The 20,707-nt window shown below is 45.1% G+C and carries 16 protein-coding genes; 1 reads left to right on the top strand and 15 read right to left on the bottom strand.

Annotation, left to right across the window (positions count from 1 at the left end; genetic code table 11):
* Positions 1–9: 9 nt before the first annotated feature.
* A complete protein-coding gene (locus H4K34_RS06250) occupies positions 10–648 on the bottom strand; it encodes a NifU family protein (RefSeq protein ID WP_210759966.1) in 639 nt (212 codons plus the stop codon).
* An 87-nt stretch (positions 649–735) separates the two neighbouring features.
* Here H4K34_RS06250 and H4K34_RS06245 point away from each other — a divergent pair, with 87 nt between their 5' ends.
* Positions 736–1,260, top strand: a complete 525-nt coding sequence (locus H4K34_RS06245; RefSeq protein ID WP_210759965.1) for a gamma carbonic anhydrase family protein — start codon at positions 736–738, stop codon at positions 1,258–1,260.
* On the opposite strand, the gene H4K34_RS06240 is transcribed toward H4K34_RS06245, so the two are convergent.
* From H4K34_RS06240 to H4K34_RS06175, 14 genes are all read right to left on the bottom strand, one after another.
* On the bottom strand, positions 1,257–2,261 hold the full coding sequence (locus tag H4K34_RS06240) for a S41 family peptidase (RefSeq protein ID WP_210759964.1): 1,005 nt from the start codon (positions 2,259–2,261) through the stop codon (positions 1,257–1,259). The two genes, H4K34_RS06245 and H4K34_RS06240, sit on opposite strands and share 4 nt — an antisense overlap.
* The gene (locus H4K34_RS06235; protein WP_210759963.1) at positions 2,258–3,025 is read right to left on the bottom strand and encodes a hypothetical protein; all 768 of its coding nucleotides are present in this window, start codon (positions 3,023–3,025) and stop codon (positions 2,258–2,260) included. Before H4K34_RS06235 ends, H4K34_RS06240 begins: the two co-directional genes overlap by 4 nt.
* Positions 3,022–3,411 carry a DUF2141 domain-containing protein gene (locus H4K34_RS06230; RefSeq protein WP_210759962.1) on the bottom strand — a complete coding sequence of 130 codons (390 nt, stop codon included), beginning with the start codon at positions 3,409–3,411 and terminating at the stop codon, positions 3,022–3,024. Before H4K34_RS06230 ends, H4K34_RS06235 begins: the two co-directional genes overlap by 4 nt.
* Positions 3,412–3,413: 2 nt before the next feature.
* Positions 3,414–3,863: a gliding motility-associated C-terminal domain-containing protein gene (locus H4K34_RS06225; protein ID WP_210759961.1), complete on the bottom strand. Its 450-nt coding sequence runs from the start codon at positions 3,861–3,863 to the stop codon at positions 3,414–3,416.
* 58 nt (positions 3,864–3,921) lie between these two features.
* A complete protein-coding gene (locus H4K34_RS06220) occupies positions 3,922–5,178 on the bottom strand; it encodes an NHL repeat-containing protein (protein WP_210759960.1) in 1,257 nt (418 codons plus the stop codon).
* Positions 5,175–6,188 carry a PorV/PorQ family protein gene (locus H4K34_RS06215; protein WP_210759959.1) on the bottom strand — a complete coding sequence of 338 codons (1,014 nt, stop codon included), beginning with the start codon at positions 6,186–6,188 and terminating at the stop codon, positions 5,175–5,177. Before H4K34_RS06215 ends, H4K34_RS06220 begins: the two co-directional genes overlap by 4 nt.
* Before the next feature lie 3 nt (positions 6,189–6,191).
* Positions 6,192–9,035, bottom strand: a complete 2,844-nt coding sequence (locus H4K34_RS06210) for a TonB-dependent receptor (protein WP_210759958.1) — start codon at positions 9,033–9,035, stop codon at positions 6,192–6,194.
* Positions 9,025–10,482: a hypothetical protein gene (locus tag H4K34_RS06205; protein ID WP_210759957.1), complete on the bottom strand. Its 1,458-nt coding sequence runs from the start codon at positions 10,480–10,482 to the stop codon at positions 9,025–9,027. The genes H4K34_RS06210 and H4K34_RS06205 overlap by 11 nt, the downstream gene beginning before the upstream one ends.
* A 52-nt stretch (positions 10,483–10,534) precedes the next feature.
* Positions 10,535–12,754, bottom strand: a complete 2,220-nt coding sequence (locus H4K34_RS06200) for a T9SS type A sorting domain-containing protein (RefSeq protein WP_210759956.1) — start codon at positions 12,752–12,754, stop codon at positions 10,535–10,537.
* Between the two features lie 14 nt (positions 12,755–12,768).
* On the bottom strand, positions 12,769–14,946 hold the full coding sequence (locus tag H4K34_RS06195; protein WP_210759955.1) for a hypothetical protein: 2,178 nt from the start codon (positions 14,944–14,946) through the stop codon (positions 12,769–12,771).
* The gene (locus H4K34_RS06190; protein WP_210759954.1) at positions 14,943–16,241 is read right to left on the bottom strand and encodes a T9SS type A sorting domain-containing protein; all 1,299 of its coding nucleotides are present in this window, start codon (positions 16,239–16,241) and stop codon (positions 14,943–14,945) included. Before H4K34_RS06190 ends, H4K34_RS06195 begins: the two co-directional genes overlap by 4 nt.
* A 180-nt stretch (positions 16,242–16,421) precedes the next feature.
* Positions 16,422–17,141 (bottom strand): hypothetical protein, encoded by a 720-nt coding sequence (locus H4K34_RS06185; protein ID WP_210759953.1) that lies wholly within the window; start codon positions 17,139–17,141, stop codon positions 16,422–16,424.
* 86 nt (positions 17,142–17,227) lie between these two features.
* Entirely contained in the window at positions 17,228–19,651 is a 2,424-nt protein-coding gene (locus H4K34_RS06180; protein WP_210759952.1) for an AsmA-like C-terminal region-containing protein, read from the bottom strand.
* A 42-nt stretch (positions 19,652–19,693) separates the two neighbouring features.
* Positions 19,694–20,584: a pseudouridine synthase gene (locus H4K34_RS06175; RefSeq protein WP_210759951.1), complete on the bottom strand. Its 891-nt coding sequence runs from the start codon at positions 20,582–20,584 to the stop codon at positions 19,694–19,696.
* Positions 20,585–20,707 lie beyond the last annotated feature (123 nt).

Raw genomic sequence — 20,707 nt, 5'->3', positions numbered from 1 at the left:
TTTTATTTCCTAGCCATTAACGGCTTGCACCGCCTTAATTTGGCCGGGTAAGAAGTTTTGAAGCATGGCTTCAATACCTTGCTTTAGGGTAGCGGTACTACTAGGGCAGCCACTGCAAGCACCTTGTAATAATACGCTAACTACGCCATCCTTATGGTTTAAGAATTTGATATTACCTCCGTCATTGGCAACAGCGGGTTTTACATATTCTTCCAATAAGGAAACGATTTTGGTATCGATGGCATCCCAATCTTCCTTAGCTTTCTCTTCAGGATGAATGTATCCGCTTTGAGCTTCGCTTGTTTCCTCAGAAGCTTCCTCTTCCTTAGCTTTTAAAGCGGCTTCATTTAATACGATTCCACCTTCCGCTAGAAAGTCGCGGATAAGCTCACGTAGCTCCAGGGTAACTTCATCCCATTCAACGATGTCGTATTTGCTAATAGCAACGTAATTGGAGCTGATAAATACCTCCTTCACAAAGGGGAAGTGAAAAAGCTTGGTGGCCAAAGGCGAAGGCTGGGCTTCTTCGATATTGCGAAACTCTACCGAATCTACCGATACCAATGGCTTGTTTGCCACAAACTTAAGCACGGTGGGATTTGGGGTCATTTCTGCATATACGCTAACGGGAACTTTGGCCGTATCCATGGGAATAATTTTTTGCAAAGATAGCAGGTGCCCAATTTCCGAGGGCCGTTCATTTGTCTTTAATTTGAGCACATAAAGAGAATCAATATGGCTTTGATTAAAGCAGTGAAAGGCAAGGTGCCACAATTAGGCGAAGATTGCTTTGTGGCAGATAATGCCACCTTAGTAGGAGATATTCAATGTGGTAAGCAATGCAGCTTTTGGTTTAATAGCGTGGCGCGTGGCGATGTACACTATATAAAAATGGGGGATAAGGTAAATGTGCAGGATAATGCCACCTTACATTGTACCTATCAGAAGCACCCCTTAGTAATCGGTAATAATGTTTCCATTGGTCATAATGCCATAGTACATGGTTGTACTATTCATGATAATGTTTTGATTGGAATGGGTGCCATTGTAATGGATGCCTGCGTAGTGGAAAGCAATAGCATTGTGGCAGCTGGCGCGGTAGTTTTAGAGGGAACGCATATTCCCAGTGGCAGTATTTTCGCCGGGGTGCCCGCTAAGAAAGTGAAGGATATTACCCCTGAACTAATATCCGGAGAGATCAATCGTATCGCCAATAATTACATTATGTATAGCTCTTGGATTGAGGACCCGGAAGCTTAGTCGAGTCGCTTTAGGGCTTCTTCGATATAGGCGTCATAGCCCTGTTGTAATTGCAGAGGATCGAGGTTAAAAGCGCTATCCGGCGGAAGCCCCATTTCGATATTAAAGCCATCGGGGGTAAAGCTGCGGGTGGCCGAGAAACGATAACGCCAGCCATTGGGTAATTCAAAATCTATGGGTATGCCTCCGCCACCTCCAGTGGTATCTCCCATATGGTAGATATGCGGTATGGATTTGCTAATAGCCGTAAAGGTGTTGGTAGCAGAATAACAACGTCGATTGCTAAGCAGCACTACTGGTTTGCTAAAGTGATAATTGCCGCTGGGGCTTAATCCGATGGATACGGCATTCCCAAAATCATTGGCACCGGGACCGGTTTTTTCATCGCTGATTAAGACTGTGGTGCTTTCGGTAAGGAAACGCGAAGCCAGGCGATAGGTATTATTGAGGCTGCCACCGCCATTGTTACGCAAGTCGAGAATTAGGCCTTTGGCATTCGCGAAGTACTTAAATAATAAGTCCATTTGCGTTTCAGTAAAGCCAGAGCTAAAACTGCTGTAATGGATATAGCCAATACTGTCTCGCAGATAGCGATAGCGGAAGCCATTCATAATGCGATAATCCGAGCCTAAATACTGACGTTCCAATACTTGCTCATCAAAATTATCGGGAGAGTTCAGGTACCAGGACCAATTGCGATTTAAATCGAAGGGTGCTACTAAATTGACATGGCCATCTCGCAATTGATAGAGCAAGGTATCCAGCACCTCAAAGAGTTCTTCATCGCTCATATTCGAATGTACACGGGCTCTTTGAATGGCGCTGATTTGCTCCCAGTTGATGTTCTTGATTTGGAAGAAACTGTATTTGTTGCCAACCGTTTCAACCAGGCTTTCAAAATTAGCTTGGGGAGAGGCTCCCGGATCTTCGGGCATTAAACTGCGCTCGCAGGAAAGGTTAAGCAAGAGCAGCAGGGCAATAGGTAGGAACCACTTTCTCATAGCTTATAAAAGACTTGCAGGCTTAGTAAATGCCCTCCATTATAGGAAGGGTTAAAGCGCTTGGTTTGGAAGTACTCCCATTGGTACATCAATCGAATTTGATTGCCATTGCTGCGATGCCAGATCAGGCTGTGGCGAAAATCAGTCTGCCAAGTGTCGCCCCAAAAATGATGTCCACGATCGGCAATCTCTCCACCACTATATTGTCGAATATAATTCGGTCTGAGAATATAGGTGCCCAAAGGAATGTTCCATTCACTCTGCCAGGACCAATGCCAATCCCGACCCCATATTTTGGTGGTTCGACTATAGGTATAAGCCAGGCTGGGGCCATAGCCGAAGAAACCACTAAAGCTTTGAGCGCTATTATTATACTGATTGTGAGTGCGGAGGATAAAGATATTTTGACTGTAGACTCCGGCTAGAAATTGGTGTTTCCCTTTCTCATGCACTCGGTAGCGCAGACTGTAATGGCCTCGAAAACCTAGGCTGGTGGTTCGGCTAAGTTGATCAGGATAATTTGCGGGCTTTTGGCGTCCCTCCAAGCCACTGATGTCGAGATTATTCATCCAATGGCCTTTATAGGTATGCCAGCCCAAGGCTAGATTTCCGGATAAGCCGCGATAAGTATTGGGGGAGATATAATCGTCTTTAAACTGGTCGAGGCTGCCTCCGAGGGCAAACCATAAATAATCACCCTGTAGTCTTTCCTGTGCCTGCGCACTGAAGCAAAGGAGGAAGAGCAAAGGGGCGAAATATTTCATTCCAGGCGGAGGCTGATGGTTTTAGCCGTTTTAAATTCAAAGAGTTGATCCGCTAAATCGGGCGGGCCAAAGGTGCCACGAACATTATTGCTGAAAGCATAAATTTCAGTTGGCAGACCGGCAAAATTGCGGTCGATCTTATCATTATCGTTGGCATCGTGGAAACAAGCAATAGCATAGGTGCCAGGGGCTAGTTCCAATTGAATAAGTTCGGGAATCTCATCTACCTTTTGACTGTATTTGAGGATGATCTCACCTTGGGCATTCTTAACCCGCAGCATTATTTTTCCTTCAATACGTTCTAGGCCTTCAATCTTAATGCTCAACTTTTGCTTTTGAGCTAGGCTTAAAAAGGGAATTAAAATCAGAAAAAGAAGTACGCGCATGTTTAGCGAATAAGGACCACTGAACCCTGTTTGTTGTACTTAACGGGATCCGCTTTGCTATTGTTGTAATTTACCATTTCAGCACTAAGCTTAAAGAGGTAAACACCTTGTTGCAAATCTTCATTTTCGAATCTTCCGTCCCAGGCTTTTTCGGCATCAATGGTATTGCTTTGGTAGACCATCCGTCCCCAACGGTCAAAAACCTGCAGGGAGAATTTTACCAGTTCGCAGTTTTCACTGATGCGCAGTTCAAAGCGATCGTTGATATTATCGCCATTAGGAGTAAAAGCATTGGGAATGTACAGGGGGCACAAAGCAGAATTGGAAGCGCTGGAACCAGTTCCGTGAGGAGATTGGGCCCAGGCTGATCCGAGGCCGAAGCCCAAGAAAAGTACTGCTATGTAGAGATATTTCCGCATACTAATTTCCCAAATGTAGTTTTTTCCACTCAATCTGCCCAAGGTGCTTAGTTCAGTCTGCGACTTATTGAGTGAAGGTGCACTTGATTGATTAATCGAAATCCAAAGTAAGCTTATAACGCATAATCCGGCCATTGCCAGCATCAGCTACATATACGATTTGATTAAAGTAAGCAACTGCCACCGGATCATTAAACTGCATCAGTCCACCACCGGTACCACCGAAGCTGGTTTTTACAAAGCGATCTACCCCGGCCGCTGCGGGAGGACGAACCCCTTCAAAACCCGTAAAAGAGAATTGATACAGAGAGTCGGTTTCCCGATCTACCACAAAGAGGTATTGAGTTCCATCGCCAGCATAAGTGATGTCGGTAGGTTGACGGAACTTGTTGGGTGAATTGATAAAGCCATCGGCCTGACTGGTGTCTCCAGATGCTAAAATGCGAGGACGGTATTCCGCACCAAATTCAGTTTCGGCAAATTCGATGTATTGCACCTTTAAGGCATTGTCTTCTTCCAAAGAGGTGTAAAGGAAATCGCTACTGGTTTGCGCTCCAAACTGAGGGGGCTGAGTAAGGGTTGTGATGCCCGAAGGATGCTCAAAAAAGTCGTTGAAAAAGCCCGAAGCAGTTTGCACTGAAATGGGGGAAATCAATACATCATCATTACCAAAATAAAGTACAGCGTCATTGGGGCCTAAGGGGCCACTGCTTATTTCAGGATTATTGGGATCCGGATCCGGATTGCGCACATATTGGCGACTCACATAATACTGGTTATTTCGATTGGGATCTTGGCTATTGCCGATGATGCCAATATTGTTGAAGCGTACAAAATCATTGGTACGACGCACCGGATTACTTTGTGTATAGTAAAAAGGATGTACGATCTTGTTTACGATCTGGGCATTGCTAATAGCATAGCCACCGGTACCTACCATTCTTAGTCGATAGATGGTAGAGAAAGTCAATAAAGTATCGCCATTACCTGAATTGTAAAGGGAGTCTGAAGTACCAATAACCAATAGGTCAAAGCGACGATCTTGAATCACACTGCGAGCTCCGGGAACCGATTTACGTCCGAGGATACGACCAGACTCATCCATGGCTACTACCTCTTCGCTGCCTTCATCTACCACGTAGATCAAACCGTCGAAACCGGCGCATACATCGCTGGGGCGATCAAAATCGCTAAGTATAGGAAGGATGGGAACATAGGCAATCTCACGCACGCTATTGTCTGGCGGTACATCGATAAAATCGAGATCGGTTTTTTTACCCAGGTAATCTTCGCAAGAAACCAGGGCCAGCGCTGAAATCAAAATGCTGAATAAGACAGACTTTTTCATGAGCGGTCAGCGATTTTTAAAATTTGAAAACGTAGTCCAATGCTGTGTTGTATGCCAATAAAGTTGGTAGGATTGGCAGCATAATCGATATAGAAAGGATGCTGTCCTAAACGACTGCGTACTCCAATTCCGAAGGTGGGAATATGACGGTGACGCACGCTAATACGATAGCCAGCGCGGGCGTAAAAAATCTCTTTCCAATGGTATTCAATTCCGGCTGAATAGTTCTCGGCATTGTCATTAGGATGATTCAATTGTAAGGCGGTCAATAAGCTGTGATCCCCTTTCTTCCAAGGTACCATGCTAATTCCTAATTTGAAAATGGTAGGAACCACATTGGCTTCCAGACCAATTCCGGTACTGCGGTTAAATGTGGTGGGGATATCGCCATCACTACCTAAAGAGGAATTACCGCCAAAGTTCTGTACCATGGCTGCAAACTTTAAGTCGCGGAAATCCGTGCGGTATAAGAAAGCAAGGTCTACCGTGGCATTGCTGTTGTGGAAACCGGCCACTCCTTCGTAAATGTATTTTACACTTACCGCAGCACTAAATAAGGCGGAAAGCTGACGAGCATAGGTGGCACCTACCGCGATATTGGCCACCGACACCTGACGACCGGTACCCATGGGTTGAAATTCGGTGCGTTCTTCCATATCGCCAGAGTTCAATGCATTAATGCTAAAGCTCAAGGTACTGGTACGATCCTTCATCGGGAAGTTCGCGGCAGCAAAAGATTGGTTTACCCCTCCACCTAAAAAGAGGTGACTCAAGGCATAGGTGGTCGATTTCAATTCGGTTAGAGCCGCGGGATTGTTCATCACCGAGTAAGCATCACCTTCCAAGGCCAGGCTGGTGCCAGCTAAACCTAAAGAGCGGGTGCTCATATCGTTTTTCAAAAAGCTCAAGGCTGAAAGTCCTGCTCGCTCCCCACCGTAATTAGGTAGGATTTGAGCTGTGGCTGAAAAGCTACACAGGAGGGCAAAGAGGTATAGTGCTAATTTCTTCATCTCCTAAAAGCGAAATTCGATTCCGTATAAAATTTGTCGAGGGGCCAGATATCTTGCCGGGTTGCGAGGATCTACTCCACTTTCCTGGGGGCCACTGTAACGTGGATCGCGCCAGGTAATGGGCACATCGTCTCCGTATTCATAAGCTTCACCCGTAACCGGATTAATGATTTGAGAATTCTTGGCATTGGCCAGGTTTCGGATTTCCACACTGAGGGAAACTCCTTTGCCACGCTTCATACCCAGGGGTAGATTGTAGCTTAATTTCAAATCGATATTATGCCAGGGTTTGGCTTGATTTTGCAAATACTGATCAACGATAGGCTCATAAATAGGACGACCTAATTCGTTGGTGCGGGTTAATTGCTGTGGAGTGTAGCGGAAACCCGAGGTAAATTGATAAGACAGAAAGGCGCTAAAGCCAGTCCAGTTCATCCCTAAGATTGGAAGGGTGCTATCCGGTGCAAAGATGATTCCGGTATTGATGTTCCAAGGGCGGTCGAAGGCTAAATACTGCTCACGACTTAAAGATACCTCTCCGTTTTGTTCAATCTGTAAGCTGGATTCGCGGGCTGAGTTCGACTTACCACGAGCCACCTGATAGCCAATATTGGCAAAGCTGTTTAAATAGCGACCAATCCGGTAATTAAGTCCTAATTCTACACCGTAGATATTGGCATAATCCTGATTGATGTAGAAGTTCTTGGTAGTTGGACGACCCGTTTGATCTGCCACAATTACCCGACGGGATACGATATAATCGAAACGGTTATTGTTAAAGGCGGTAAGGCTCATGGCCAAATCCTTATTCAATTTGGATTTCAATCCAATCTCGTAGCTCACATTCACCTCTGGATCCAAATCGGGGTTACCCAAGCTAGCCAGGAAAGAACGATCCTGATAGGTGGGGTCTAATCCGGCATAAATGAAACGAGGGTGAGGTAAACGCATGCTATGCCCGTAGTTAAAGTAGAGCACATTATTTTCCGTTACCGGGAAGCTCACATTGATTTTAGGCAGTAAGCGTGCTTTCCACCGTAAACCAAATACCTCGCTGGTTTTAGCGAGATAATCTTCGCGTACCTGATCAATTACCGGAGCGCTAGGATCATTTACAGCATCATCCACAAATTTACCGGGAGCCCACATGTTTAATCGCAGCCCGAGGGTAGCAATAATCCCTTTATAGCTAATGCGATCTTGTACAAATAAACCGGTTTCGATGGGGTTTACCGACCAGATATCATTGCTTGAACCAATGCTTACTGATTGGGTGTAGGTACTGTCGTTGATCTTAATCGGGGCACCTACCCAAGGACGGGTAACATCTACCCATTGGTATTCGGTAAAAGTGTTTTGGAGCCCGAAGCTTAACTCATGTTGTTTGTTATCCGGAATCCAGGTGGCTTTGCCATTTACACTGTATTCTTCCACATAGTGATCGTGCCAGGTAGGGGTAATACCACCATTGTTGATTAATCCGTCACCTACAGATACGTAGTAAATACCACGAGGATCGCCCGGGTTAAAGATTTCAATGGGAGAGGAGATGATGTGTTGTTCATCTAAGATCTGATCGACCGTTTCGGTACGGAAAGGACGACCATTAGCATCGGCGCGCAAATTAGTGAATAAGCGACCTACTGAAACACTCAGTCCCCAGTTTTTAGTGATAAGGTGATTGAGGTTTAAGGCCGTTAAATTGGAGTGATGCGTATAAGTGGTTGCATTGTCCAAATTATTGCTGCGGTTGTATTGGAAACCCGGCGTTAAGATGGCGTCAAAACCTACAATTTGCAGCGTACGGGTATTCTGGTTGATGTTCAGCGAATGCTGATTGGTTAAGGTCAATTTGGTGCCAGAGCGCAGTTTATAAGCTAGCTTAATGGTATTAGTGTAGGAGTTGGTATAGCGCGGTGCCCAAAATTCGGGATTGGCACTAAAGAGTGAGCTTTCCAATTGATCGGCTGTAGCTCCGAAATATTCGTCGGTCATATAGGCCGAGATACTGGCAAACAGCGTCAATTTTTTTTGAGTGCCGGGAATAGGAGAACCAACATTCAGTTCGAAGCGATCGGTATTAAAGCTACTGGCGATATCGGAATTTCCAAGGTTATCACGCTGATAGCGACCACTAATTTGGAATTTCTCGCCTCCTTCGCGGATGCGGGTATTAACTACCCCGGAGCTACCTCCACCAAATTCGGCACCCACACCACCCGTGATAAGGTCTACACTGGCCACGGAGCTCGAATTTACATCCACACCAAAACCAGTACCGGCTAGTGGATCTTGGGCAGAAATACCATCAACGATGTACTCGGTTTCGTAAACCCGAGCACCACGGATTTGCAAACCATCCTGAGTTTTAATCACCCCAGCTTGCATCTGCAGTACTTCCTGCACATCGCGTACATTCATCTGCGAGATTTGCTCCTGACTGATGGTTACTTCACTGCTGGCTTTCTCAAGGCTAATTTGTTCCTTCTTACCAACAATGGTTACCTCATTAAGAGATTCGCGTTGTTCACGTAATTCGATATTGAGCACCTTGCTTTCGCCGGGCTCAAAGGAGATGCCGGTAAAAAGCTTGGTTTCATAACCGATAAACTGAACCTTAATGGTGTAATCCTGGGCCTTAATTCCATTGATTACATAATTACCATTGATATCCGCTGCGGCGCCCAAATAGGTTCCTACCAAAAGCACATTGGCACCGGGTAAGGTTTCCCCGCTTTTGGCATCGGTGATCACTCCACTTAAGGAGGCTTTTTCTTCGCTTTGAGCCTGGAGGCTGAGGCCTAAAAACAGGAAGGCCAGAAGACGGTAAAGGAGCTTAGAATTCATTATCGAAGATTTCACCGATTAATTGTTCAATAGCACCGGCATTCCGTTCAAAGCGATGAAGCTCCATGCAGAAGAATACCTGGGAGATTTTAGAATTGCGACGACGAACGGCGGCTACTACTTGAGAGCTGCCATTCCATCCGCGGAAGCGCGTAATTTGAGCATAGTAAAAATTCTGGGCATCGGCAGAAGCCACCATGGGCACAACGCCAAACTCTACATTGGTGGGAGCCAATTCAGGATATAAGGTGGTGTCCACCAAATTTACCAAAGCCGAATCGGTAGTAATACGCGCTTGCGAACCCGGAACGGTTGATACTACGATATCATCAATGGGATATACCGAGCGAGATTCACTGAGATCCTGAGTGCTGGTTAATTGAGTGGTGAGGAAGTATTTACCACCATTATCCGTAAAGCGCTGAATAACCGGCGCCAGATAGTCGATAAGAGGTTTTTCATCACCGGTAACCGAATTACGGAAATTGGTAGAAGGCAAGTTTAAAAAGGCCTGCTGATATTGTTTAAAGATCAATTGAACGGTTGGATCAAAATACTTTGGGAGATTCGCTCCTTGGGCATAGCCAAAGTTCAAGAGATCGTAATTGAGATTATTGCTTTGAAGGTATCCTTTGTACTGGTTTTTAATACCGGCATTATGACCGGAAACCCAAAGCATATTTACGCCGCTGGTTTTAGGGCGGAAGTAGAAAACTTCAGAGGTATCGACATCGCTAATTGCATCTGCAATGTCGATAGAGCGGATGTAAACACGGTTGGTGTCGTTTACTTTTAATCCGTTAATGTTGTAAGGTGCTGCGGCCGTTGATTGTCCGTAATAGATTTCAGCACTGGCTTCACCGTTTTGAATAGAGGTATCAGCCAAGAAGGTGATGAGGTTTTGACTGCGGTCGATTTCAACCCAGTCGCCCTCATTGATTTTCATCTCTACTGCTTTGAGGGTATTGTCCCCATCGGGGTCGGAAGCTTGCCAAAAGAAAGTGGCAGCAATAAAAGCAGTATCAGATGGTCCACGATCGTCTAAGAAAGCCGCATCTGGCGGAGTGTTGATCAGTGGAACTTTTAAGAAAGCCGGGCTGGGATCGATATTACCATCATTATCAATGGCACGTACGAAGAAGCTGATATCAGCAGAGTCCTGACCCGGAGGAATGTCAAATAGGAAAACAGAATCCTGAGTAGTGGTGTACTCCCAATTCTGATTGTCGAGTGATAGCTCGTAGCCGGAAATATAACCATCTCCATCGGTGCCATACCAAGTAAGGCGAACAGAGGAGTTTAAACGATTCTGACCGCTTAGATTGATAGCTTCATAGCTGATGAAGGTATCGGGTAAACCATTGCGATCAATTTCGCCTTTGCGACAGCCTGCGATGAGCAAAACCGCGCTGAGGCCCCAAAGGATGGATTTTAATTTTCCCGGCATAGGAATGAAAATTAAAAAGGGAAGCCTCCCGGAGAAGGCTTCCCTGAAATTATTAGTGGGCTACAACAACTTTAAAGCTGTTAGAAGCTCCGGTTTTAGTTTCGATAGTGTTTAATACGTAAACACCGTTCACTAAATTAGCCACATTTACTTCGTGCTGGGTAGCGGCATCGCTGCTGCTTAAGATCACACGACCATTGAGGTCCATTAAACGGAATTCAATAGTTCCATTCGCGCTCTCAATATTGAAGAGGCTGCGGGCTGGGTTAGGGTAGATGGCCACTTCAGCAGTTGCTACTTCTTCGATGCTCACATTGGTAGGAACATTACATCCATTGGTATCTAATGGAGTGCTCAAGTTCACAATGTCGAAGTTGTTACGAGGCATCAATTTGTAGTTACCGAAGCTGTACCAAAGGATACCGTGCATAGCATCCATATCCATGCTGGTGTTGGTGATAACGGCAGGTACCTGAAGAGTTCCATCATTGCTTACATAGTTAGAGTCAGCAATTAAAGAAACATAAAGGCTAGAGTTAGCACTGGTACCGCTCTGACGACCGGCAATTACGCGAGAAGACTGGCTGCTTCCGAAAGTAGGATCGGTTGCTACAGTGTACTCAGCAAATCCAGCATTAGCATTGGTAATGTAGATTTTACCACCATTAGGGTTTTGGTAAGATACCAACATACCTTCGTACATCTCCATGTCCAGGTTAGGATCTGAAGGATCGATAGCGATAGGCATAATGGTTTGGCTATTGTTCAAACCTACGTAGTTGTCTACGTTCAGGTAAGTAACACCGTAAGTTTCCTGGATGGTACCAGTTACTTGAATTTCCTGATCGCGATAAACATTGTCTAAGTCCTGGTTAGGAATTAAAGCAATACCAGCGTAGATAGTATCATTAGGATCTTGTAAGTACACATACTCTAAGTCACAATCTTTACGAGCTGAGGTGATGAAACCACGTACAGTTACAGTTTGACCTTCGAATACGCTAGAACCAGTTCCGTTTCCACTAAACTGAAGATCGAAAATGCGTAAACCATTATCGCGAACCACATAGTGGTTGAAGTTAGGATTAGCTTGGGCAGCAGGGCTAGCAGGGAAAATTACCGCAGAACCGTCGTTGTCTACTGCACGAATATAATAGCGTACCAAAGTGTTGTTAGCTTGAGCAGGAACATAGTACTCATAAGTAGTTCCACTAGCCAAGTTCATGTTCACAGCGTTGAAAGAACCGGTAGGCATAGAACCATTAGCACTCCAGAATAATTGTACAGTATCGATGGTACCATCAGCGTCAGAAATGTCGGCACTGATTAATACTGAATCGCTGCTAGTAGGGATTACAGGGAAGTGGAATACATTGGCAATAGCAGGAGCGCTGGCACCTACTTCATAGTGGGTAGAGTCGAATGGGTTGATTTCATAACCACGACCAGTACCACCGGTACATCCGTTACCTGAGTGACGAACAATACCTTTTAAAGAAGAGTAGAAAGTACCTACGGAAGGAGCTACGAAAGAACCGGTTCCGTTAGAAGGAGAGTTAGGGTTTACGGTGCTGAAAGAAGGAGTTTTCTGAGCTAGGAAGCGGTCAGAAACGTTGATCACATTACCAGCAGCATCGGCTACGTTGAAGCTTACACGGTTTCCACTGAAAGGAATTACCTGTACTACAGTTACGTTTTGCAATTCAACGAAGCTGTTTTGCCAGTACTCACCGCTCTGTACATTGTTTACACGTTGGGCATCGTTTAAGTCACCTAAAGGAAGGGTCTTAGGAACGAAAGCCGAGCTGGGTAAATCGCCAGAAGTAAGTAAGGTTACTGAGTTTACATCTAAAGTAGTTAACTGGGTGTTGTTTTCGTATTGCTCAACAACCGCGGTTACTTCTACTTTATCACCTTGGAATAAGGCAGTAAATCCTGGGATTGGCTGCAGGTTACCACTACCATCAGTGTAAACACCCATCACTTCGATTCCACCTAATGAATCTACAACACCACCCATGGCGGTATCGATCATGTAAATGAAAGGACGGTTACCACCTTGTACTGAGCTGGAAGCAACTTCAGAAAGTCCACCATCAGTAACAACATGCGCACGGAAGCGAACGGTATCTCCCAAATAAACGGAAGAATCGTTACAAGCAGCCAGGTCGATTACCTGGTTAATTTGCTGAATAGTAACCAGAGGGTAGGTCTGGGCACTTAAAAGGCTGGTCATAAATAGACCTAAGAAGAGAGGAAGTAATTTTCTCATCACTACTACATTGTTTACTTAATTATCACAAATTTTCCGGTGAACTTTTCACCACTGTTTAAATCTTCAACCGAGAACATATAGAGGCCTCGACTAATAATTTGGCTTTCGATGGACAGTAAATCCCAAGCATGCTCACCGCCGCTAAAACGGTTTTCACCAGCATCTTCAGCACCGAAAGTGCGGAACCAGCGAGTATCGCTACCATCGTAATTTTCATCATGACGGATCTCGTCAATAAAGTCACCCCCAGCAGTGTAAATGCGGATTACACAGCGTGCCGGTAAATTGGCAAATATGATCTTGCGGCTTTCTTCCTGGAAGTTGGATTTGCCTTCCCAGGCGGCGCCATAGTAATAAGGGTTAGGATATACGAAGGGTGCATCGGCTCCCATATCTTCATTAGGACCGGTTCCGGCGAAAGCCCGATTATTATTGGCCAGGAAAGAGCTCTCCAAGGATTCGAGATTCCCTTCCGGGTTCCCTTCATCAAAAGCAGTTACTGCCGTGGCATATTGCCAGCCATTGGGAATATTGTCAATCACATAGCGATAGTGATAAGCAATGGTATCGTCTTCAAAATAATAAGGTTGAGCAAGCTTGATGCTGCCAAAGCCCGTTTCGTTAAAGAGGTTGTTTCCAGCTTTATCGTATTGGGCGATTAAACTGAAGTCGCGCGCTAAATCTTGAACTCCGGTAACGTCAAATCCTAATTTGGAGAGGTATAAGCGATAGCCTTCAAAATCTTCGCGATTGGAAATTGGATCGATGCTGCGCTCGGCATTATCAGACCAGTAAATTTCAATTTGACCGTCGCCTGGTTCTACCCGGGTATAAGGGATATTGGGAGGAGAGGGTAAAATGAAACGCGTGATTTCACCATCACCATCATTGTCTTCACCTGGATCCAAGAGGCCATTAAAGTTTTGATCTTCACCATTAAAGGCTTGTTGAGCCCAACCGGCATTGGTGATTAAGTTGGCGCGCTGCACCTCATTATTGTCGGTATTGGGATTGCCATCCTCGTTTTTCTTAGCGAATACATAAGCGAAGGAAACTTCAATAACATCGCCGGGAGCAAAGCTGCTAAAGGGACCCGCTGCTAATAAATCTGAACGGTTACCCGAAGCATTTAATTCGGCCTGGAAATTCCGACCATTACAGCCAGGATCATTGGGATTATCCCAGCATGGACTTTGGTTTAAGCCTTGGGTCATTTTTTGGTAGCGATCGTTCTCCGTAGTTGGGAAGGCGAAATCCGCGCTAAAGTCATTGAAGGCCCAAGCATTGTAGTTTACCAGGAACTGATCCAATTCCCAAGCTCCATTAATAGGATTGTAATTGGAGTCGAGGTCTGGGTGGTGGAAACCTTCTTTATCCGTAGCACCCAAAAATTTCTGACCAACATAACTTTCGGTAAATCCTGGATCTCCATCGGCATCAAAGCAATAAGCCAGGTGCAGACTGTCCATAAATCCATTACCACCGCGATTGTAAAATGCCGATCCACCGGCACCGGCAGGAGTGATGTTTACATTTCGTACTACGGTATTATTCCAAAGGGCGGTGTATACATCATCGTAGGTGTTTTGCCCCTCATTATAGAAACGCAGGTTTACGATCACCATAAAGTCGGTGAAATTGTAATTCCAGTTATAGGTTTCCATTTCCACACGCACCCCCATTGGGCGGGTATGGTCGTTAATGGGAATTTGAGTTCCGGGCACCACAATGCTTTTATCACTGAAGGTGGCTACATAATCCTGATGAGAAATGGCGAAAGGATCGAAATAGCGACTGTCAAACAAGCTACTGCGTTCTTGCAAGTTTCGGGCATTCCCGGTAATAGATGTGTCTACGTGAAATTCGAATCCACCACGACCAGGAGCATAGCCTTGTGGGGCATCATAAGCGGAAGTAGATACTACGATCTGACCGCCATTTTCTTTACCACCAATCCAGATACCACCTTCAAAAAGGTGCTCTACACCGGAACCAGCTGGATATTCTGCACTGGGATTTCCGGTACCATCGCGATACCCGCGGAAGGCATTTCCGAAGGTGCCCAGGTTGGTTACGTTTAAACGCACATTACTGGCATTGGTGGTTTTCTCCTGATAGCTCTGGGCCATCAGGCTGTAGCCTGAAAAAATCAGACTGAATAGAGTTCCGATACGAAGAATCTGCTTCATCGTTTAATCACTTTGCGGGTTTCCAGAATCTCAGCGCCATCTGAAACCTGGATTAAATAAATACCATTCTGCCAAGCACTGCAATCGATGCTTAAGCGGGCTTGCGCTTCACTATTCCAGTGGCCGATCATTTGTCCGTTAATGCTCAAAACTTTTACCTGAACCGGCTTTTTAGCCATCAGGCCACTAAAGTTAATCACTAATTGATTTTCAATAGGATTGGAGAGGGTCCAGGCTTTACGGGCCTTCTCAATTGGGCTTAAGCCGATGCCGGAAACGGTGGCTTCCAATTCCAGTTCCACCGGTAAGTGATCACTGAAATTGTATAAGGCCGAGGCTACCGAACTATTAACCGATACATTATTAGTGGTGCTTAAGCTTCCACCGCAGCAGCTGCTTCCATCTTGACCCACCGCGCGGTAGTCGATAAAATCTAAGCCATCGCTGTTATTTTCGATAGCATCCGAAATAAGGATGAAGTCAAAACGGTCATCCATACCTCCACCACTAAAACAGCCACTGCTGCTGGCATGAGTACTTTGGGTATGATAGGCGGCAAAATTGCTGTTGTTGTTCCAGCTACCTAATTGATTTTCGGGATCATTAAAGCTGATGGCGGGATTGCCACTGTAATTAATGAGATTTTGAAAGGCAGCTTGGTTAGCACTGTATACATTAAGGTCGCCGGCAAAAAGCACATTATCGTCGGCTACATTCTGATCGATATAGTCCATTACCGCGGCGGTAGCACGTGCACGCTCAGCGGCATCTGCACCGCTGTTTCCAGCTTTTAAGTGGGCTACACCAATAGTGAAGAAAACGGTATCTACGCCTGCGGAGCCTAAACCCGCATCTTTAACATAGAGACGGTAGAAGTCTATTACCCGAACCAGTGGACTTTGATTGATATCGAGATTGATAGAGCTCTGTGAGGCTAAAACTAACTTCTCCTTATTATAGAAGAGCATGTTTACTAAGCCACTGGAGCTGTTATTGCTGCTGCCGGCACGATCGTAATGACTAATGCCATTCACATTAAAAATGTCGCTTAGCATTACGAGGGGATTCACCGGATTATTACCCAGTTCATTCACCACCATAACATCAGGGGCGAGGTAAGAAACGATGGTTTGTAAATCAGCATCTCGCTGAGCGGCGGTACGACTGTGGTTACAGGGTGCTGAACCCGTTTTGTAATACATTAAATTGTACGAAACCACTTTTATAGTTTCTGTTTGGGCCTGGGCCTGCAGAGCTAAACTGCAAAGAATGAGACCGATATAGCTTCTAAACATACCTACCGATTGGGGCGCGAAGTTACAAAAGCTATTGTTGCGAATGTTAAGGGAATCTTACCTTGTGCGGATGGGATTGATATCCTCCATTTTGGCCTTTTCTGAGAGCAGGGACATGGGGTTTAATCGGCTGGTATGTAGCTTGTTGTGACTGATTAGAGGCCTATCGAGATCTCTCGCTTAGAGATAGATATAACTTATACCGGCAGAAATATAGCCGAGATAGTTACTTTGATTCAAGTTTGATAAGAGTCCTGTAGTGCTAATGAGAAGGCCCAAGTAGTTTTGTTCATTTAGCTTAAAGTGCCACCTTAGGCTGGCTTCGAGTTTTAAATCTATATAGTTACTGTAAAGAGCGTCCTTAAGCTGCTGCTCAAATTTTTCACCACTAATGTGAGCAAATTCCTGCCTGATGTATATGGGTGTAGCTAAGTGAAAGTCGAGGCCAAAATTAAGCTTGCTGCGAAGCCCGGGTCTAAAGGGTAGGTTAGTTCCATATCTCAATCCATAGGCCAAATCGAGCTTCAGCTGTTTTGTATCTGTAAGGATGCTGGTATGGGTTGGAGTAGTGGATACAAACCCATAATTATAGGCTAGATAGTCGAATTGGGTAAAGGCATAGCTTGGCTTTTGATAGCTTCTAAATTGACTGCCTAGGCTAAAACCATGGTAAAGAGGGAAACGAGAATTTCCCTTTTTGTAAAGACCCCAGCTAAGATTGGTATTGAAAAGGGGAATTTGATTGTTCTGGTTTTGAGACAGATCTATACTCGATTCTAGCGGGTATTTTACGAGGTTCGCAAAACTAATTTTCACCTCTTTAAAGCTATTCTGACTCCATAAGGGATTGGAGAGGCAGATACTTATGAATGTCAGGTAGGCTAAGGGTTTTAAGGACATTTCAGGTTTAGGCTTTTGTTTACAGATTCATAATATAGAATTGTAGGGCATCACAAGGAAAGACAAATTTCCCTCGATTTAGGGATTTAACCTTCATCCCATTCAAACTTAAGGCCGGTGTCCTTCTCCTTTTTCTCTTCTTTTTTCTTGAAGAGCCCTTTGATCTCCTCACCTTGTTTCCTCAAGCTTTCCTTTACTGAGCTGCCCATGGCTTCGCCGTCAATTCCGATTTGAGGATCGTCTACCGTGCCGCTAATGCGAATGGGAATTCGGTGATCGTCATCGCGCTTAGAAACGGATAAATGCTCTTCAAATTCTTTGTTTCCAGAAGTCTTATCGCGCTTCGCAAAAAGCACATCGCCCAATCGCATGGTAATGATGTACTCAATTTCATTCTCGAAATTATGGGTGCCACTTAAGTTCAAATTCAAAACATTGCTGGCAATAGCCATATCCGGAATCCGAATCTCCCCATTGGCGATGGTGATGGTATTCTTAAGGGTATTAAAGCTTACGTCTTTCAGCTCATCTACTTCCGCAAAACGAGAGAGCGCTTGCAGGGGCTCATAATTTCGGAGATGTCCTTGATCAATTTGCATCTCACTAAGCACTTCCAGCCCATTGGGGTCTAGTTGTAAATCTGGGCTAATTGGTGCTTCAATTTTGGCCTCCAGGCTTAGGCGGCCTTCCAGATTGTCGGCGGTAATGGTCTCCTGACTGAAATTGTCGAAGCTTTTAAATACCGAGGCTACTAATACATTAGTTGCTTTTAATTCGGCTTGGAAATGGAAGCTGGAATCTTCCGGGGTGCGCAGTACAAATTTTCCTTGGTAGCGACCTTCATCCGCCAAGAGCGAAATCCCTTCACCGCTAATGGCCCGACGGTTGATATATACCTGACCTTTTAATTCTTTGGCATCGAAGTTTCGGAACTTGAATTCATGCAGATGAACCCGAGTACGGAGGTCCAAGCGTTTTTTCCAATCTAAACTTAGGCTGTCGTCTTCCGAGCTACTGCCCTCCGAAAGGAAATCTTGTAAGTTAAAATGTTGGGATACAATTAAAGCTTCTGCACCCAGGGTGGTGAGGCTGTCGCTTATAAAACGGAGGGGATGAATTAGACGTCCTTTTAAGCTGAGGTCGCTATCTCCGTGCTTTATAAGCAGGGTGTCGATCTGCAGATTTTGTTTCAGGAAGCTACTTCTGCCTAATTTCGATTCGAAGGCAAAGTTATCGCCAATCTCCATTTCCAGTTTTTCCCAGTCGATATTGCCGTCGATTTTGGCATTAGCCAGGGCGATGCCTCCTAAGGAATTCCAGTCGGGGAAGCTGCCATCAATATTCAGATCCACCTTGCAATGCCCGGATTTCATTTGCCAGTCTTCCGGCAATAGCTTGGCCCAAAAATCCTGATCCTCATCTATACTAATATTCAGCTTAAGCTGAGGTTTTAAGATTTGGCGAATGGTGCCTCTAATTTGCACTTGTTCTGAGAGGCTTTTTAATTCTCGGATTTCCAAGCGATCGAAAGCCCCTTGTCGGTAGTACTCCAATTGGGCTTCTAAATCTGCAAATTGAAAATCGCCACTTTCGATATTGAGACCTTTTAACTGGGCAAAAACCTCAGTACGTAAATCGGTATTTTCACGGATGATGAATTGGGCCTTTAAAGCGGCTTTGCCGTCCAGGTCCAGATTTTCCGGCCACTCCATATTAAGGATGGCGTAGATATTTTTGATTTGCTGGAGATCTAGCTCTTGATGTTCTAGGCTAAACACAGAAGCTTGGCCGGTTTTTAAGGAGGCCTTTAGATTTTCGATGGTGGCCAATTGTAATTGACTGGCAACTAATTCCAATTCTTCTCCGCCTTTAAGGCTGAAGGCGCCATCTACGATGATCGGATTTTGCAAATAATGCTCCTTGCCGGATTTGAAGCTTTCGGCCTGCGACTGTATTTGTAAATCTAGATTCCAGTCCGATCCGCCAAACCGACCAGCGGCTAATAGATCGCTAATAAATCCTTTTAAAGATGACTCTTCATCTTGATATCGGTAGCGAATATTCTTGAGCTTGATCGACTCTAGTTTTACTGCCGCCTGAGAGTCGCCGGAACCTTCCTTAAAGATAGACCAGTTGTTGAGGGCTCCGTTTTTAACCAGATTTAATTGGCCATTCTCCAGGCTAATGCTGCTAATGGGAATCTCAGAATCGAACATATCCCATACCCGAAATTCTACGAAGAGATCTTCGGCATAAAAGAGGGTGTCGCTCAAATCTCGACTGCCAGCCGCATGAACTGCTTGCAGGCGAATGGCGGCTTTGGGAAATTTGCGTAGGGAAATACCGGCCTCTTTTACCTGAATTTCTGTTTCCAGATTTTCATTGAGGCTGGCAAATACCAAATCCCGGATTTGATCCTGACGGAAATAGAGTAGGGCAAATGTTAATCCAAAGATGAGCAGGAAAATTCCTGTTATCCAAGCAAATATTCTGAGGATCCCTTTCAACATATACTTCTATGTCTAAAGCAGAACGTCAAAGATGCATCTTTATTAATGCATCATCAAAGTGTTGACCTCTTTAGGGTTCAATTTGCGCCATTGACCTCTGCGCAGGTTCTTCTTGGTGATACCGGCAAATACAGAGCGGTCGAGCTTGGTTACGGTATATCCTAAGTGTTCGAAAATACGACGTACGATGCGATTTCGACCACTGTGTAAAACCACCCCAACGTGGTTGCGATCCTTGCCTTCTACAAAGGCGATATCATCCACTTTAATAGGTCCGTCATTAAGTTCCAGGCCTTCTGCAATAGCGTGGAAATCTTTTAAATCCAGGTTTTTATCCAAGGTTACATCATAGACCTTACGCGCTCCATGTGAAGGGTGGGTAAGGCGTTTGGCGAAATCACCATCATTAGTAAAAAGGAGAACACCGGTAGTTTGGCGATCCAAACGACCTACGGGATAGATGCGCTCAGGACCGGTTTGGGCCATTAAATCCATTACCGTTTTACGGGCCTTGGGATCATTAGTGGTGGTGATAAATCCTTTTGGTTTATTGAGTACGTAGTACACTTTGGCTTCGCGACGAATCTCGCTGCCATTAAAGCGAACCTTATCTCGAGATGCTACCTTGTAGCCCATCTCCTGAACTACTTTGCCATTCACCTCTACCAAACCAGCGGCAATCAGATCATCAGCTTCGCGACGAGAGCAGATTCCGGAATTCGCTAAGAAACGGTTCAAGCGAACATTATTGTCGCCGCCCGCTACATTAGCCTTGGTTTTGGTTACGTATTTACTATCGTTATCCTGCTCCTTTCGCTTAAATGGTTTGCGACCGCTAGGACGAGAATTTCCATTTGAGGATTTAGGGCCTCTGGAATTGGAATTAGAGTTGCGGGAACGTGATTGATCCCTGCGAGAATTGTTTCGGCTCATGCGTTTAAATTTTGCACAGCCCTTATCGCCACTGCCGGTTCACACCGGGAACGCTTCAGGCTTATTTTCGGCCGGCAAAAGTACATTTAATCCAAGACGTGGCAAAATTTCTTTTACTGGAAA

Source organism: Croceimicrobium hydrocarbonivorans, from assembly GCF_014524565.1.
GTDB classification, from domain to species: Bacteria; Bacteroidota; Bacteroidia; order Flavobacteriales; family Schleiferiaceae; genus Croceimicrobium; species Croceimicrobium hydrocarbonivorans.
Note: the sequence above shows the minus strand (reverse complement) of the source record. Positions and strands in the feature narration are given on the sequence as shown.

What these genes read in the sequence shown, in the direction of transcription:
- H4K34_RS06250 (WP_210759966.1), bottom strand. Translation starts at nt 648, where the DNA reads ATGGATACGGCCAAAGTTCCCGTTAGCGTATATGCAGAAATGACCCCA.
- H4K34_RS06245 (WP_210759965.1), top strand. Translation starts at nt 736, where the DNA reads ATGGCTTTGATTAAAGCAGTGAAAGGCAAGGTGCCACAATTAGGCGAA.
- H4K34_RS06240 (WP_210759964.1), bottom strand. Translation starts at nt 2,261, where the DNA reads ATGAGAAAGTGGTTCCTACCTATTGCCCTGCTGCTCTTGCTTAACCTT.
- H4K34_RS06235 (WP_210759963.1), bottom strand. Translation starts at nt 3,025, where the DNA reads ATGAAATATTTCGCCCCTTTGCTCTTCCTCCTTTGCTTCAGTGCGCAG.
- H4K34_RS06230 (WP_210759962.1), bottom strand. Translation starts at nt 3,411, where the DNA reads ATGCGCGTACTTCTTTTTCTGATTTTAATTCCCTTTTTAAGCCTAGCT.
- H4K34_RS06220 (WP_210759960.1), bottom strand. Translation starts at nt 5,178, where the DNA reads ATGAAAAAGTCTGTCTTATTCAGCATTTTGATTTCAGCGCTGGCCCTG.
- H4K34_RS06215 (WP_210759959.1), bottom strand. Translation starts at nt 6,188, where the DNA reads ATGAAGAAATTAGCACTATACCTCTTTGCCCTCCTGTGTAGCTTTTCA.
- H4K34_RS06210 (WP_210759958.1), bottom strand. Translation starts at nt 9,035, where the DNA reads ATGAATTCTAAGCTCCTTTACCGTCTTCTGGCCTTCCTGTTTTTAGGC.
- H4K34_RS06205 (WP_210759957.1), bottom strand. Translation starts at nt 10,482, where the DNA reads ATGCCGGGAAAATTAAAATCCATCCTTTGGGGCCTCAGCGCGGTTTTG.
- H4K34_RS06200 (WP_210759956.1), bottom strand. Translation starts at nt 12,754, where the DNA reads ATGAGAAAATTACTTCCTCTCTTCTTAGGTCTATTTATGACCAGCCTT.
- H4K34_RS06195 (WP_210759955.1), bottom strand. Translation starts at nt 14,946, where the DNA reads ATGAAGCAGATTCTTCGTATCGGAACTCTATTCAGTCTGATTTTTTCA.
- H4K34_RS06190 (WP_210759954.1), bottom strand. Translation starts at nt 16,241, where the DNA reads ATGTTTAGAAGCTATATCGGTCTCATTCTTTGCAGTTTAGCTCTGCAG.
- H4K34_RS06185 (WP_210759953.1), bottom strand. Translation starts at nt 17,141, where the DNA reads ATGTCCTTAAAACCCTTAGCCTACCTGACATTCATAAGTATCTGCCTC.
- H4K34_RS06180 (WP_210759952.1), bottom strand. Translation starts at nt 19,651, where the DNA reads ATGTTGAAAGGGATCCTCAGAATATTTGCTTGGATAACAGGAATTTTC.
- H4K34_RS06175 (WP_210759951.1), bottom strand. Translation starts at nt 20,584, where the DNA reads ATGAGCCGAAACAATTCTCGCAGGGATCAATCACGTTCCCGCAACTCT.